Raw genomic sequence first — 13623 nt, forward strand, 5'->3', positions numbered from 1 at the left:
GAGTCACCCATCGTCGTCGTTCCCGCCCTTGCGCGTACGGGATCCCGACGACTTCCGGGGGGCGCTGGTCCTCTTGCGGGGCGTCTGCGAGGAGCGGGTGCCGCCCGAGGCCGAGGACCGTCCGCGGCCCGAGGACCGGCTCGTGCTCTTCCCGCCCTCCGAGGACGCCTCCGCCTCGCCGTCCGCGCCGTCGCCGTCGCCATCGGACGGGCCTGCGAGCGCCTTCGTCCGCTTCTGCAGCGACTCCGCCAGGTGTGCGGTCCGCTTGCCGAGGGCCTGGGCCGCCGCGTTCTTCGTGGCCTCGACGACATCCCGGCGGACCTGTTCACTCAGCGCCCCCGTCGCCGGCGACGCGGCGATCAGCCGGCCGATCCGCCGGGGGTCGAGGTCCAGCTTGCGACCGGCGAGGAACAGCCCGACCCCCATGGCCAGCCGGGCCTTCCGCGTCCTGCCCAACAGGTAGCCGCCGACCAGCGCGGCGGCCACGGTGGTGTTCTTCGGCGTCACCGGCGCACCTCCCCCTGCCGTGCCCGTTCCCTGCGTGTCGACATCAACCGCTCTCCGTCCTCCCTCGGTACGCCTCGATCTCGTCGAGGCGGTCCAGGAGCTCGTCCTCCAGCCGGTCGAACTCCTCGGGTTCCAACCGGCCGCTTTCCAGGTCGTTCACCAGCGCCGCGAGCCGCGCCCTGACGGGTTCCGGGTCGTAGTACTCCCGCTCCGCGGCCTCCAGCACCTGGTCGACCACCCATGCCGTGCCGCGCAGCGGGGCGAGGGGCAGCGTCAGGATTCCGCTCAGCAGACCCATCGGCCCGCCTCCTTCGCCCCGCCGTCACACCCGCGTGCCGCGCAGCGGGTCATACGAAGCTGTACGGCGGGAGCGGGCCGGTCAGCGTGAAGGTGCACGCGTCGCCTCCGCGTTCCGCCTCCTTCCGCACCGCTCCGACGAACTCGTCCGTGGACCCGGCGGCGACGAGGAAGGACACGTTGAGGAAGTGGCCGGTCCCCGGCTCGGACCGGGCGACGCGGGTGGCGACGGGCAGTAGCCGCCGCAGGGTGTCCTCGGCCTGTTCCGCGTTGTGGCCGGCCACCTCACGGGCCACGAGTTCGCCCAGGGCGACCCGGTCCTCCTGCGCACCGGCGCCCGACCGCGTCCGCTCGTTGAGCTCCCGGATCTCCTGCGACTCCGCCACGATCTCGCGCAGCAGGTCCTGCTCGTCCCTGGACGCCTTGAGGTGGAACTCCAGGTGGCCGTCCAGCTCGGTCAGCCGCGCGCGGTAGGCGTCACCGTCGTGCTCCAGGACCTCGGCCACCCTGCCGTCGTCCGGGCCGAGCAGCCCGAACCGCATCGGGAGGGTCGCCCCGTCCGCCATAAGGGACTCCACCACTGCCTCGTGGGCCAGCACGTCGCGCCGCTTGGCCCGGAGCCCTTCCTCGGCGTCGCTCACGACCGCGGCGAGGTCCCCCGCGGAGACCGTCCGCAGCGCGGCCGGCGGTTCACCGACTCCCTGGAGGCCTTCCAGGGACGTCGGGTGATCGGCCGAGACGATCGCGTAGACATAGGTCGGCACTTCTACTCCTCCCGCCGGGCGGCAGACGTCCGGCCGGAGGCGGACTTGCGCGCCGGCCGCTTCCTCGGTTCCTCCTCGGACTCCTCCCGCTTGCCCTGGAGGGAATCCGTGATCGCCTCGACGGCGCCGCTCAGCGCGCCCTTCGACTTGCCCTTCGCGCCGTTCTCCGTCACCTCGCCCACGATGTCCGTGAGCTGGGTCGGGGCCTTGCGCCCGGACTCCAGGTCGAGCCGGTTGCACGCCTCCGCGAAGCGGAGATAGGTGTCCACGCTCGCGACGACCACACGCACGTCGATCTTGAGGATCTCGATCCCCACGAGGGAGACGCGCACGAACGCGTCGATCACGAGCCCTCGGTCGAGGATGAGCTCCAGCACGTCGTAGAGATTGCCCGAGCCGCTTCCGCTGCTCGTCGTACTGCTCTGTTGGACGAGTGTCACGCTGATACTCCTTCCGGTTCGGCGTCCGTCGACGCCAGGGGGCAACGTCGTTGCCAGGAGAGGGCAGTCTCCGCCGTCGTCAGCGGCGGTCGATCTGGCCGCGTGCGTAGCGGCGGATGCGTTCGTACGCGACCAGCCGGCCCTCGTGGTCGAGAGCGACGTGGTACGAGGCCATCACGCTCATCGTGTCCGGGATCTTCGCCAGTTCGACGACCTCCACGTCGGCCGACCAGCCGTCCTCCGTCGCCCGCACGGACGACACGGCCCCCGGGTCGCACCGCAGCAGTTCCGCCAGCTGCGTGGACGCACGGCGCATCGCCGTCGCCAGGTCGATCGTTCCGGTCTTCCTGTCCTGCTCTCCATCGGTCGTGCTCATAGTCCCGCCTGTCACACATGGAAGTCCGGCCGGGAAAGGCCCGGCCTCGGTCCGTGGTTGGTGACCGCGTGCCCGTCGCCCGACGTTGTATGCGCGAAAGACACGAATCATCCCGAACACGCGTTCTTGGGCCGCCGAACGCGGTGCCCGGACCTCGACGCGACGCCCTGCCCCGCCCTGATGCCCGGCCCCGCCACGAGAGTTGGCCGTGTGGGCCGGGGGATCCCGGGCACCCGGGCGAGGAAGGCCGGTCCGATCGGTCCGGCCCGGATGACCGTTGTAAAGGAGAGGCAGATGACGACGCCGTACGGCAACCAGCCCACCGGACAGCACTCCCACGGCGCGCCGGCGAGAGCCTCGGCCGGCAATGTCATGAGCATCACCGCCATCGTGATGGGCGTGGTCGCGCTCCTGTTCCTGCCCATCGTCTTCGGCGTGATCGGCCTGGCGCTCGCCGTCATCGCCAAGGCCGTCAGAAAGGAACGGCTCGCCGTGCCCGCCATCGTGGTGGCGGCGGTGGGCCTCGTCGGCGGCATGATCCTCGGTGTCATGGTCGCCGGATCCTGACCCCGTTCCACCGGCGTACCCGGCGACGGCCCCGCGCCCCGGACGGCGGGCCGGCTCCATCTCCGCGTCGGCGAACTTGCCCTGCAGAGCCGGTTGCATTGCGGTTCGCGGCACGATGGTCGCCATGAACAGAGTCGTCGAAGCGATCAAGGATAACCCCGAGGTCTTCGCCGCGGTGGTGGCATTCATCGGGATCGGTGGGGGCATTCTCGGCAACTTCATCGGTGCGCGGATCCAGCTGCGAGGCGGCCGTGCTCAAGCGGACGCCGCTCGGGATGCCGCTCGCATCACGGCAGAGGCACAACGGCTGGCGGCCCTGCGTGACGACCGCAGGCGCGAGATAGCCCAGTTCGTACAGAAAGCGCGAGAGACGGTGTCCTATGCGGAGACGTTGTACCAGCAGGAGGACCACGAGGGGGCTCACCAGGCGGCTGTCCGGACCGCGCACATGGAGCTGTCACGGAAGCAGGCGGAGCTTGAACTGATCGCCCCAGCCGACTTGGTGGCGCTGGCTCACCAAGTCGTCACAGCGGTGGAGAAGCGCATGGACCTCGCAGACGACCGCGCGCCAGCAGAGCGCGTTCGCCACAGGTTGGAGGCCATCCCCGTGATGTCACCAGAGCACGTCTGGGCGCAGCAAGCGCTCCGCGCACTGGATGACGCACGTGTCGCCAACCTCGCCCGCGACAAGAACGGATACGTGGCGTTCAGATCGGCGGCCCGTACGGCGCTGGAGGAGCTGCCTCACATGAGTGACGACGAAAGGCGCCTCTTGCTCGACGACACGTACCGGTTTCACCTGCGCGAACGGCGGCGGGACCAGGAAGAGAGCCTCAACGCCGCTCTTGGCGAGCTGGTGACGGCGGCACGCCGACTGCTGAAGTCCGAAGATGCCGATCAGTGATGATCCGATGAAACACCCCAGGGCCTGTGAACAAGCCGCGTCTGCACAGGTAGGTGCGGCTCTTCCGCGCGTCGTATGCCCTGTCGGCGCGAACAGTGTACGGGCGCTTGCGTGGGCGCCCCGGACCCAGGTGAAGCACCCGGATGTTCTCCAGGGCCGATTCCAACCCGGAGGAGTCACCACGCTGACCGGCAGTGATCGCGATGGACATGGGGCTTCTGGCCTTGCTTGATCGTGCGGTGCACCGGCCGGGTAGGTGGCGCTGCACCCCGAACAGGTGTGAGGCGGACGTGAGGCCCTGCCGAGCCGTGCGGCAGGGCCTCACCGTTCTCAGCGCAGGATCTCGAGCCGCACCCGCTCGTCCGGCATCGCGATGTCCCAGAAGCGGGCGATGCCGCGCGCGTTGCGGTAGACGTCTGTAACGCCGGTGATGGCCATGTCGCGGGAGGCCGCTCCCTTCGTCCCCAGCGACTGCATCGTCAGGGAACCCTGCTCGACCTCCATCGTGATCAGGCACTGCGAGGTCAGCTCCTCGCCCTTCAGGCGAATGACCTGGCAGTGTCCGCCCCCGCGTCCGACGCTCCGACCGTCCTTGACGGCGGCGCCGGAGTACACGTCCATGTCGCCCGGGCTCGGCCCCACGGGCCGAGATCGGCAGCCGTGTATGGATCGTGCGGCCGCCGCTCAGGATCCCGGGGATCGTGTAGCGCATCCCATACGGCGACGCGGCTTCCAGTCCCGTCCCGGTGCTCAGACGAGCGCCTGCCCGACTGGCTCGACGCCGTCCGGCAGGACGACCTGCCCAGCCTCCACACCCTGGCTACCAGTCGAGGAAAGGGTTCGCCACTACTTGAGTCTGGCGCACAGGGACGGCCTGGGCCCGCCCAACCGGGGGCGCTGTCGGGTGTCAGCAGCCGAACGGCCCCTGGTCTCGGCCATCAAGGCGGCGCCAGGGGCCCGTGCGGTGGTGCTAGGAGTCCCTAGACCGGCTGCGACCAGCAGCAGGATGCTGGCGAGGGAGGCACTCATGAGAGGCGAGGTTTCCCCGCATGTCGGTGATGACGGCCGATCCGCTCGGGGTCGATGTCGCTGCGGGTGGTGAGGTAAAAACGGCGGCGCGGATGTCCTCGGCGCGCTGGAAGGGGTCCTCCAGCCCGCGAGGAAGCCCTTCGCCCTCGCCCTGGTAAGCGGCGTCGAACACGCGGGCGGCGATTCCTTCGCGGGACAGTCGCTCGGCGTAGATCGAGGCAGTCTGCTCCTTCACCCCGCACCACGGATGGCCGATCACGACGGCCGCCAGACGCTCGCCGGAGTAGCCGTCCGGCACGAAGAGGATGCCCGCAGGCCCCGGCTGGGAAAGCTGCCACGAATCTTCATGTGAACAGGACTTCCTCTTCGGCGCGGTGACCGGCGCGCTTGCCGCGCCGACGGACTCGGGAGCGGAATGCTGTCGCAACCGACAACGCCATGCGAGGCCGACTCGCCCCGGGAGAGGCTCCAGCCTCACGCCGCCGCATACCGTCACCATCAGCAGCTTTTCCTGCGCGGGATGCGGCAACAAGGGAGAGCTCTCCCTGTCTCTCCGGTTGCGCACCCGCGCGCTGCACAGAGGGCACGGGTGCTCCTTGCATCCGGATGCGACTGTGCACGACCCGTCCAGTGGCGTGCGGAAGGGGCGAATCCAGTCAGACCTGGTGCAGGGCCTCCATGTCTTCACCGACCCCCCGCGAGGATCAGGCCCGGCGAGCCGATTCGGCCACGCGGTCGAGTAGGGCACGCAGCTGGGCCGCCTCCGGCGTGCTGAGCTCGCCGCTGATCTGCCGCTCGATGCCGGCGATCGCCTCATCGGCCGCACGCAGCGCCGTCCGTCCGGCATCGGTGAGGTGCAGCTCTTGCACGTGCCCATGGCGGGGGTGCGCGCGACGTTCCAGCTGCTCGCGCTTCTCCAGCCGCGCCACCAGCGAGGCCACGGCCTGGGGGGTCACGTTGAGGCGGCGGGCCAGTTCGGCGCCGGTCAGCCCCGGCTCGGCGTGCACCGTCATCAGCAGCGTGTAGTGCGCGGCCATCATGCCCAGGGGCCGCAGCCGCTGCTCCTTCAGTGCCTGTACCGCCAGTTCCGCGCGGCGCAGCGCCCAGACCAGTCGGTCCAGCGCGTCGGCCCCGACGGGCTCCTCATCGTCTCCAGCCATGCGAGAAGGATACGACAGCTCATTGATATCAAGCGCTTGATAGTAGCCAATGTGGTTGATACTCTGAGGGTGCCGCGGAGCCGGGCGAATCGTGAGCTCGCCGGAAATCCCGCAGCTCAGGCCGATGTCACCGGGGCTTCCCGTGGCGCCGTCGGCACCCAGTGAAGTCCTTCCTTCCGACGCGCATCCGCCACCACCATGCGGCTCATCGCGTCGATCACCGCGTCCGCCCCCCTGGCCCTCAGGGGCTGATCGCACCGGCGTGCGCACGAGAGCAGGAGAAACCCCGTGACAAACAACGCTCCACTGATCACACGTGACGGAGTCATCGGATACGACGCGGCTGAGATCATCACCGTCGATCAGGCGACCGGGGCCGAGTTCGCCCGCTACGCCGTGGCGGGCAAGGACGAGGCCACCACGGCCGTCACCGCCGCCCGCTCCGCCACCGGACCTTGGTGGGATCTCGGATTCGAGGGCCGCGCGCAACGGCTGCGCGCCTGGAGGCGCGAGATCGCCGTCAGCGGCGAGGAGGGAGCCGCCCTGATCCACGCGGAGAACGGCAAGCCCCTCGACGACGCGCGGGTGGAAGTACTCGGGGCCCTGGAGCATCTTCAGTACGTCATCGAAAACGCCGAGCGCGTGCTGGGACGCCGAGAAGTCCCGGCCAACCCCACCACGTCCAACCAGCGAGCCTGGGTGGAATACCAGCCGTACGGCGTCGTCGGCGTCATCGGCCCGTGGAACTTCCCCCTGCTCACCCCCGTGGCGATCGTCGCCGACGCGCTCGCGGCCGGGAACGCCGTCATCCTCAAGCCCAGCCAGATCACGCCCGGCGTCGCCGAGTGGCTCATCCAGACCTGGCAGCGCGCAGTCCCCGACCTGCCGGCCGTCCTGCAGAACCTCAACGGATACGGAGCCACCGGCCAGGCGCTCATCGCAGCCGGCCCGGACAAGCTGGCCTTCACCGGAAGCGTCGCCACCGGCAAGACGGTGGCCGCCCAGTGCGCGCAGACCCTCACCCCCGTCCTGCTGGAACTCGGCGGAAAGGACGGCGCCATCGTGGCCGAGGACGCCGACCTGGACGAAGCCGCCAAGCACATCGTCTGGGGCGCGATGCAGAACACCGGGCACGGCTGCATCAGCCTCGAAGTGGCCTACGTCGTCGAGTCCGTACACGACGAGTTCGTCGAGAAGATCAGCGAGCTCGCCCGGCACGTCCGCGTCGGCAGCGACACGGACGCGGAGATCGGACCGGTCCCGCTGCCCGGCCAGATCCCGATCATCCGGGAACACATCGAAGACGCGCTGCAGCGCGGTGCGAGGGCCACTGTCGGCGGCCTCGACGCAGTGGGCGAGCGTTATGCCGCGCCCACCGTCCTCGTCGGCGTGACTCCCGACGCCCTCGCCGCGACGGAGGAGACGTTCGGGCCGACGCTGGCCGTCGTCAAGGTCACCGACACCGACGAGGCCGTCGCGCACATCAGCGCGGGCCGCTACGGCCTGGGCAGCGCCGTCTTCAGCCGCGACCGCGGCGAGGACATCGCCCGTCGCCTGCGCGTGGGCATGACCAGCATCAACGACGCCCTGGTGTTCTCCATGAACCCCGCGCTGCCCTTCGGCGGCCGGGGAGACAGCGGATACGGGCGCAAGCAGGGCGAGGAAGGACTGCGGGAATTCGCCTGGCCGCACTCGTTCACCGCCAAGACCGGCGCCGCCCACTTCTCGGCCTCGACCTTTGGCAGGCCCGCGGGCGCCATGGCGGCAGCCCTCGCCACCGTCCGCGACAGGATCCTTGCCGAGCAGGACACCGACACCACCCACTGAGCACCCCGGCGGGGCTCGGCCGCACCCCTGGCCGGGCCCCGGGCCCCTTCGCTCCATGCCTGTCTCATCAGGTGACTCCCGTACGTGAATGAGGACCCCCTTCTCATGCCCACCCCCAACACCAACGCCTCCACCACCGTCGAACCGCGCCTGACGCACCGTCCGCTGGCGCCCGCCACCGCCGCCCCGCAGCACGGTGTCTCGGGAGCACGAGCGGTCCTGCTCCCGGTCGTCATCGTGCTGGCCATCGGCTCCATCTTCGTCAGCGTCTTCCTGTCCGCCTTCCACGCACCCGCGCCGCACGACCTTCCGGTGGCCGTCGTCGGCAGCACCGCACAGGCGGACCGGATCACCGACGGCCTGGAGCGTGGACTGCCGGGCGGCTTCGAGGTGAAGCACTACGCCGACGAGGACTCCGCCCGTCAGGCGGTGCAGGACCGCACGGTCTACGCCGCCTACCTGATCGGCGACGGAACATCCGCCGAGCTGCTGTACGCCGGGGCCAACGGCCCCTCCGTGACCTCCACCGTCGCCGGGGCTTTCTCCGGCATCGCGCAGGCGAACGGCGACCGCCTCGACCAGCACGACGTCACCCCCGCCTCGGCCGGCGACACCCGCGGCATGTCGGTCTTCTACGCCGGCTTCGGCATCGTCCTGGCCGGCTACCTGTTCGGCATGATGACCTACCAGATGGCTCCCCGCCTGCCCTATCGGTGGAGGATGGCCAGCCTGGCCGCGTTCAGCGTCCTCGGCGGCATCGCCGTGGCGCTGATCACCGGTAGCCTAGGCTTCGCCGCGCTGCCCGGCCCCTTCCTGGGAATCGCGGGCATCACCGCGCTGATGGCCGCGGCCATCAGCAGCGCGACGATGGTGTTCCTGCGCCTGTTCGGCCGCGCCGGCGTGCCGCTGGCCTCCGTGGTGCTGCTCATCTTCGGCAACGCCACCAGCGGCGGCACGCTGCCCACCGCCTACCTTCCGGACTGGCTGCACCCGCTGTCCCAGATCCTCCCGGTGGGCGTCGGCGTCCGCGCCCTCCAGGGCCTATCCCACTTCGTCAACGACGGCCTGGTCATGGGTATCACCGTCCTTGCCGCATGGACCCTCGCCGCCGCGGCGGCGCTCTACTGGCGCGATACCCGCGCCCCCAGGGCTCAGCCCGCCGCGTGACACTGGAAACCGGCCAGTGCTCGTCGGCGCCAGCGGCCATCTTCGGCGATCGACCACCTCGCTGTCGGCGACGTCCAGGCAGCCGGCCAGACTTCCGTGGCAACGGTCAAGATTCGGTGGCACGCGCTCAGGGTTCACTGTCAAAAGACACACGTGTCCTGTCTCATCGAAGTTTGAGTGATCCAAGTCAGGCGGCCTCCGAGCTGTCGAGCGAGAGTCGCGACGAATGGAACTGACCTGGTGGGATTCCGGCATGACGGATTGGTCGCAACTCAGCCATGCTTACGGCTCTGCGGAAGACATACCGGTGTTGCTGGACCAGTCACATCGGAGCCGATCCCCGAGCGTTGGAACGATCTATGGTCAGCGCTCTGCCATCAAGGCATTGTCTACTCGGCCAGCTTCGCGGCCCTGCCATGGCTAGCCGACGTAGCCGGCAGTGATGACCGAGAACAGGCGGTCAGCGCCCTGAACCTGGCGGGCGCGATCTTGGTGGGCTCCGACCAACCGCACAGGGCCGGCGACGTCCGCGCGCAGCACGTCGTCGTGCCCGGACTGCGAAACAGGCTTCTCAGCAGCGGATCAGGTCAGTGCCGACCGGCCAGCTCCACCACCGCCTTCAGGCTCGCAGTCTTCCAGCATCGTGACCGGACCCCGGGCCTCTTGAGGCCCGGGGTCTCGCTGTCCTGTGCCATCGAACTTTGAGCGATGGGTGTGGCAGCACGGCGACGATGCTCTGTTCGCGTCAGTGACTCCAGTAGTCGCGGCGGGGCAGTTCGACCCACACATCGGGAGGTCCGATCACGGCACGCCTGTCGGTCAGCCGCAGTCCTGCAAAGGCGCAGGAGTAGGCCACGGCGCTGTACTGGTAGAGGTACGAAGCCAACACCTCCTCGGAGGTGTCGTTCTCGTGCGGTCCCCCGCCCGGGTGCAGGTCCCAGCCCTCGACAGTTCCATGACGGGCGATGCTGCCTTGGTTGCCGCTCTTGGGATTGGCGTACAGGCCGTAGCAGACCGTGTCGGCAGACAACCGGGTCAGCACGCCCGGCATCTGCGGTGCGTATCCCCAGGGCTGTGTCACGACGCAGCCGCGCGGCACGGACGTCACGCCGATGATCTGCAAGCTCTCGTCCATGCCGTACTCGTAGGGATCTTCCAGTAGTTCATCGATGACATCGTCCACCACCGGCGCTGCCTCCAGACGGCGCACCGCCTCGGCCGCGTCGATGCCGGCCACACAGGCCAGCCCCGTACCGTCGTAGTGGAATGTGCCCAGTGCTGTGGTGAGCCGATTGGCCTCTTCCGCTGCCGCACGCTCCGTGTCGGTCAGGCCTGCCCATTCCGGTACCGAGAACAGGCCAGGCGTCGGTCCAGCCAAACTCAGCCGCCCAGGTGACCAGCCGCCGATCGACAGCCGCCAAGGATCGGCCCCGGCAGCGGCGAGGGCTCGTGCGTTTTCCGGCTTCCTGGACACGACGGCCTCCCAGAGTGCCGTCACCCCGTTCTCCAGCGCGTCCACATACGGAACTCGACCAGCCAACTCCGCGACGACCTCCGAAGACCCGAACACTGCTGCGCGATGCAGCGGTCGGCCCCCGCTCCACTTCTCTGGATCGGCGCCTTCGTCGAGACGCCGGCGAATGTCGTCGACATCCGTCCAGTCCCAGCCCATGCCAGCCCAGCCGTCACTCTCCGCTGCCACCGTTCCCCCTCCAACACGTCGCATGCTTCGCGCTACACGCTCGCACACGGGTCCGACACCGGGACCGACCAGCGCGATCAAGACTTCGATGACACGAACACGCATCCGCTCAAGGTTCGATGGCACACGGTCAAAGTTCCGTGACACCGGACACGCGCTGTCGGGGCTGGGGGTTCGGCCCTGGTACCCGCGAGGACGCGCCATGCGCTCACCCGTACCCCACTCACCTGGTATTCCAGCAGGTCAGGCCGCAACACGCGCCGTGTCGCGCCCGTCGCCGCCGGCACCAAGGCCGTCGTGCTGTGCTTCGTTCAGGCCGCTCAGGCTCCGGTACAGCGTCAGGCGCTGCCCGTGGCCGCGCGGAACTCCTGAGTCATCAACGCCACCGAGCCGCGCTGTGCAGGGGCTGGGCCCAGCTCGCCCCACACCTTGTGCAGGCGGGCTCGCATCCGGTCGTGCATGGCGTCGCTGATGACGGCCCGGTGCTCCTTGGGCACCTCACGCACATCCCGGACGCCGATTACGGTGCCGTGGCGGGTGCCGATCATCCCGATCTTGGTGACCTTCCAGCCGAGCTGCGGGTCCAGGCGGTGCTTCCCGGCCGCCTTCGCCGCCGCGGCGGCCGCGTCGAGGCCGGGCTCCGGCGCGGTGAGCACTTCGTCCTCTTCGCGTTCGGGCGGGGCGGTTTCGTAGGCGGTGCGGTAGTCGGGTGCCGGGCCGGACGCTGTCTCGTAGAGCCGCCAAGTCCTCCTGCACCACCGGCACCGAAGGGCCTGGCCTGGGCTCCCTCGACGGCGACCAGGTAGGTCTTCCGGCCCGGCCCCAGGCCGCACAGCCGTAGCGGACCGTCTGCTCGCGCTCGGCCGCCACACCTCGTGCCAAGGCACGCTGCGCACCGGAGCGGCACCGTTGCCGCCCGGCCCGTTGTCGATCAGTGTCCGTGAGCTCATTTCGCTTGACATATGGTGCGCTCCGGACAAGCGTGGGTAGCAGGTATCGCGCCCGTGGAATCGAGCACATCATGACCGGAACCGCGAAGACCAAGAGGATCGGTGCTGCGCTCGCCGCCGCGGCGGCGGCTTTCGCACTGAGTCTCGGCGGAGCCTCGATCGCGGAGGCCAAGATCCAGCCGGTGGACATCTCCTGCACCAACAACGGCGGCCACGAGCCAGGCGGCCAGCAGCCGTCCTGCAAGGGCAGTTCACTGACTCAGGAGTCCGAGAACCAGAACCCCGCAGGCCACGCTCCTCGCGGCCACAACTGACACCCCCGCCCCTACCACCCTCTAGCGGCCCCTTCGATCGCGCCGTCGAGCGCGGTGGAGGGGCTGAACCAGGTGACGGACGCCGGAACGGTGACGCCGGGTCCATCAAGATCTCTCGGCGGAACTGGCCTTGTCACCCGCCGGGTGAGCCGGGGCTCCAGGTGCCCGGCGCGGGGGCGGGGCGGGTTCACCGTCCAGTCGCCGCCGACGGCGCGCTCGACGGTCGTCATCGCCCGCGGGCCACAGGCGGCCGGGTCGGGCAGATCGGTGCGGCCGGGCCCCAGGGGGGCGTGGTGCTCCGCACCCGCCCGCGCCGGCCTGGCGGCCGTCCAGACCGGCGGACGGGGCGACGTCACGCAGGGACGCCGAGCGGCGGGTGCTCGAGCACGCGGGGCTTGTACTCGACCAGCTGGATGCGGCCATCGAAGGTGCGGTGATCGATCATCTCGAGAGCAACGTCCGGATAGCCGTCGTAGATGCGTTCTTCGCCCGTGGCCCCGGTGATCACCGGGAACATCACAACCCGGAAGCGGTCGACGAGTCCGGCTCGTAGCAGGGACCGGCACAGGCTGAGGCTGCCGATCGTGCTGAGGAGGCCCGAGCCACTCGACTTCATGACGCGGACCGCCTCGACCGCGTCGTCGCGGACGAGCGTGGAGTTGGCCCACGTCAGTGGCTCCTCGAGCGAGGAGGAGAACACCACCTTGGACGCCTGCGTGAGCTCGTCGACGGACGCCTCTTCCTCGGGCCTGAACTCGTCCTGGCCAGTCGGGACCTCGCCTGCGGCGAAGCCCGACATGAGGCGGTAGGTATTCGCCCCCATCACGTAGGTGGCCTCGGGCTGCCCGCCGAGCCACGCGAGGTACTCCGGGCCCTCAAGGCCCCAGAACCCAGGCCACCCCTCTCCCGATGCGTAGCCGTCGAGGGAGGTGATGAAGTCAACAAGAAGCTCCGACATGACAGTGTCCTTCCCTTGGGTGTCACGAGCTTGGACTGGCCGGGAGCCACAAACTCATCGACCGCACCGTGGAGCAACGAGAAACCCATGACGCTGCAGCCGAACAGCTCGGCGGCGCGCCACCCGCGGACGGCCCTTGCCAACCGCCACGCTCAGCCGGGCCAAGTACAACGCTCAGAAACCAACGGAAACGCTCAGTCACAGCGCTGCCCTGATGTGACTGAGCGTTGTAGTTGGCCCCTGTGGCCAACTACAGCGCTCATCGTCTCGGTGGCGCAGCTCCGTGCACACCGATGCCCAGCCTCAGGCGTTTGTCGACGGTTGGTGTGCGATGAGCTCAGCCTTCTGCAGCCACTCGATGTACCAGTGAGTGAACGTGGCCGGCCGGCCAGCCTGGTCGAGGAGCGGGACGAGGTCCGTCCTCGACCACGCCTCCCCCGCGCCCACGCCCGCCCAGCCGGCCACGCCGCCCCGGACCCTCGTCGACGGGACCACGGGCGCCCGCCTTCCACCCATCCGTGGAACAGGGCGCCTCCCAAACCCATCGACAAGCGACGTCGCTACTGGGTTCTGGCACGGATCTTGGGGAGCCGTCGCGGAGAGTCATCGTGGCGTTCGATAATGAGCTCCACACCTACAGTTCTGCTTCACTGAACTTTGA

The 13623-nt window shown here is 69.3% G+C and carries 16 protein-coding genes and 1 pseudogene; 5 read left to right on the plus strand and 12 right to left on the minus strand.

Annotated features, from left to right (window positions below; translation table 11 throughout):
- Positions 1 to 3 precede the first annotated feature (3 nt).
- The 5 genes from IO20_RS37855 to IO20_RS0131605 all read right to left on the minus strand — a co-directional run bounded on the left by IO20_RS37855 (position 4) and on the right by IO20_RS0131605 (position 2384).
- Positions 4 to 507: a hypothetical protein gene (locus IO20_RS37855; RefSeq protein ID WP_051874951.1), complete on the minus strand. Its 504-nt coding sequence runs from the start codon at positions 505 to 507 to the stop codon at positions 4 to 6.
- Between the two features lie 43 nt (positions 508 to 550).
- Positions 551 to 805: a gas vesicle protein GvpG gene (locus IO20_RS0131590; RefSeq protein ID WP_030555977.1), complete on the minus strand. Its 255-nt coding sequence runs from the start codon at positions 803 to 805 to the stop codon at positions 551 to 553.
- A 49-nt stretch (positions 806 to 854) separates the two neighbouring features.
- On the minus strand, positions 855 to 1568 hold the full coding sequence (locus IO20_RS0131595; RefSeq protein ID WP_030555976.1) for a GvpL/GvpF family gas vesicle protein: 714 nt from the start codon (positions 1566 to 1568) through the stop codon (positions 855 to 857).
- A gap of 2 nt (positions 1569 to 1570) precedes the next feature.
- Positions 1571 to 2008 carry a gas vesicle structural protein GvpA gene (locus tag IO20_RS0131600; RefSeq protein WP_030555975.1) on the minus strand — a complete coding sequence of 146 codons (438 nt, stop codon included), beginning with the start codon at positions 2006 to 2008 and terminating at the stop codon, positions 1571 to 1573.
- Between the two features lie 79 nt (positions 2009 to 2087).
- Entirely contained in the window at positions 2088 to 2384 is a 297-nt protein-coding gene (locus tag IO20_RS0131605) for a gas vesicle protein GvpO (RefSeq protein ID WP_030555974.1), read from the minus strand.
- 294 nt (positions 2385 to 2678) lie between these two features.
- Between IO20_RS0131605 and IO20_RS0131610 the strand changes: the two genes are divergently transcribed.
- Positions 2679 to 2951 (plus strand): hypothetical protein, encoded by a 273-nt coding sequence (locus IO20_RS0131610; RefSeq protein ID WP_030555972.1) that lies wholly within the window; start codon positions 2679 to 2681, stop codon positions 2949 to 2951.
- Positions 2952 to 3075: 124 nt separating this feature from the next.
- Positions 3076 to 3855 (plus strand): hypothetical protein, encoded by a 780-nt coding sequence (locus tag IO20_RS0131615; RefSeq protein WP_030555970.1) that lies wholly within the window; start codon positions 3076 to 3078, stop codon positions 3853 to 3855.
- A gap of 330 nt (positions 3856 to 4185) precedes the next feature.
- Here the strand turns inward: IO20_RS0131615 and IO20_RS37075 are convergent, their stop codons facing one another.
- From IO20_RS37075 to IO20_RS0131630, 3 genes and pseudogenes are all read right to left on the minus strand, one after another.
- The gene (locus IO20_RS37075; RefSeq protein ID WP_425423761.1) at positions 4186 to 4497 is read right to left on the minus strand and encodes an allene oxide cyclase barrel-like domain-containing protein; all 312 of its coding nucleotides are present in this window, start codon (positions 4495 to 4497) and stop codon (positions 4186 to 4188) included.
- A gap of 422 nt (positions 4498 to 4919) precedes the next feature.
- Positions 4920 to 5191, minus strand: a pseudogene (locus IO20_RS42460) (alpha/beta hydrolase); the annotation flags it as partial.
- A 397-nt stretch (positions 5192 to 5588) separates the two neighbouring features.
- Positions 5589 to 6044: a MarR family winged helix-turn-helix transcriptional regulator gene (locus tag IO20_RS0131630; protein WP_030555965.1), complete on the minus strand. Its 456-nt coding sequence runs from the start codon at positions 6042 to 6044 to the stop codon at positions 5589 to 5591.
- Positions 6045 to 6332: 288 nt separating this feature from the next.
- Here IO20_RS0131630 and IO20_RS0131635 point away from each other — a divergent pair, with 288 nt between their 5' ends.
- Both IO20_RS0131635 and IO20_RS0131640 read left to right on the plus strand, forming a co-directional pair.
- Positions 6333 to 7871 carry an aldehyde dehydrogenase family protein gene (locus tag IO20_RS0131635; RefSeq protein ID WP_051874945.1) on the plus strand — a complete coding sequence of 513 codons (1539 nt, stop codon included), beginning with the start codon at positions 6333 to 6335 and terminating at the stop codon, positions 7869 to 7871.
- A gap of 105 nt (positions 7872 to 7976) precedes the next feature.
- Positions 7977 to 9038 carry an ABC transporter permease gene (locus IO20_RS0131640; RefSeq protein ID WP_078946250.1) on the plus strand — a complete coding sequence of 354 codons (1062 nt, stop codon included), beginning with the start codon at positions 7977 to 7979 and terminating at the stop codon, positions 9036 to 9038.
- A gap of 745 nt (positions 9039 to 9783) precedes the next feature.
- On the opposite strand, the gene IO20_RS0131645 is transcribed toward IO20_RS0131640, so the two are convergent.
- Together IO20_RS0131645 and IO20_RS0131650 are read right to left on the minus strand one after the other, a co-directional pair.
- Positions 9784 to 10740, minus strand: coding sequence for an ankyrin repeat domain-containing protein (locus IO20_RS0131645; protein WP_030555959.1), 957 nt, complete (start codon positions 10738 to 10740; stop codon positions 9784 to 9786).
- A gap of 338 nt (positions 10741 to 11078) precedes the next feature.
- Complete coding sequence (locus IO20_RS0131650; RefSeq protein WP_051874943.1) at positions 11079 to 11396, minus strand: hypothetical protein; 318 nt, start codon at positions 11394 to 11396, stop codon at positions 11079 to 11081.
- A gap of 365 nt (positions 11397 to 11761) precedes the next feature.
- On the opposite strand from IO20_RS0131650, the gene IO20_RS0131655 reads away from it, so the two are divergent.
- Positions 11762 to 12004, plus strand: a complete 243-nt coding sequence (locus IO20_RS0131655; RefSeq protein ID WP_030555956.1) for a hypothetical protein — start codon at positions 11762 to 11764, stop codon at positions 12002 to 12004.
- An 11-nt stretch (positions 12005 to 12015) separates the two neighbouring features.
- On the opposite strand, the gene IO20_RS40480 is transcribed toward IO20_RS0131655, so the two are convergent.
- Together IO20_RS40480 and IO20_RS0131660 are read right to left on the minus strand one after the other, a co-directional pair.
- Positions 12016 to 12360: a hypothetical protein gene (locus tag IO20_RS40480; protein ID WP_157850832.1), complete on the minus strand. Its 345-nt coding sequence runs from the start codon at positions 12358 to 12360 to the stop codon at positions 12016 to 12018.
- A complete protein-coding gene (locus tag IO20_RS0131660) occupies positions 12357 to 12962 on the minus strand; it encodes a dihydrofolate reductase family protein (RefSeq protein ID WP_030555954.1) in 606 nt (201 codons plus the stop codon). The genes IO20_RS40480 and IO20_RS0131660 overlap by 4 nt, the downstream gene beginning before the upstream one ends.
- Between the last annotated feature and the right edge of the window lie 661 nt (positions 12963 to 13623).

Origin of the sequence: Streptomyces exfoliatus, from assembly GCF_000725545.1 — a bacterium.
In the GTDB taxonomy this organism is placed as follows: domain Bacteria; phylum Actinomycetota; class Actinomycetes; order Streptomycetales; family Streptomycetaceae; genus Streptomyces; species Streptomyces exfoliatus.

Coding starts and splice junctions, on each gene's coding strand:
- IO20_RS0131615 (WP_030555970.1), top strand. CDS start 3,076: ATGAACAGAGTCGTCGAAGCGATCAAGGATAACCCCGAGGTCTTCGCC.
- IO20_RS0131610 (WP_030555972.1), top strand. CDS start 2,679: ATGACGACGCCGTACGGCAACCAGCCCACCGGACAGCACTCCCACGGC.
- IO20_RS0131660 (WP_030555954.1), bottom strand. CDS start 12,962: ATGTCGGAGCTTCTTGTTGACTTCATCACCTCCCTCGACGGCTACGCA.
- IO20_RS0131655 (WP_030555956.1), top strand. CDS start 11,762: ATGACCGGAACCGCGAAGACCAAGAGGATCGGTGCTGCGCTCGCCGCC.
- IO20_RS0131590 (WP_030555977.1), bottom strand. CDS start 805: ATGGGTCTGCTGAGCGGAATCCTGACGCTGCCCCTCGCCCCGCTGCGC.
- IO20_RS0131630 (WP_030555965.1), bottom strand. CDS start 6,044: ATGGCTGGAGACGATGAGGAGCCCGTCGGGGCCGACGCGCTGGACCGA.
- IO20_RS0131640 (WP_078946250.1), top strand. CDS start 7,977: ATGCCCACCCCCAACACCAACGCCTCCACCACCGTCGAACCGCGCCTG.
- IO20_RS0131605 (WP_030555974.1), bottom strand. CDS start 2,384: ATGAGCACGACCGATGGAGAGCAGGACAGGAAGACCGGAACGATCGAC.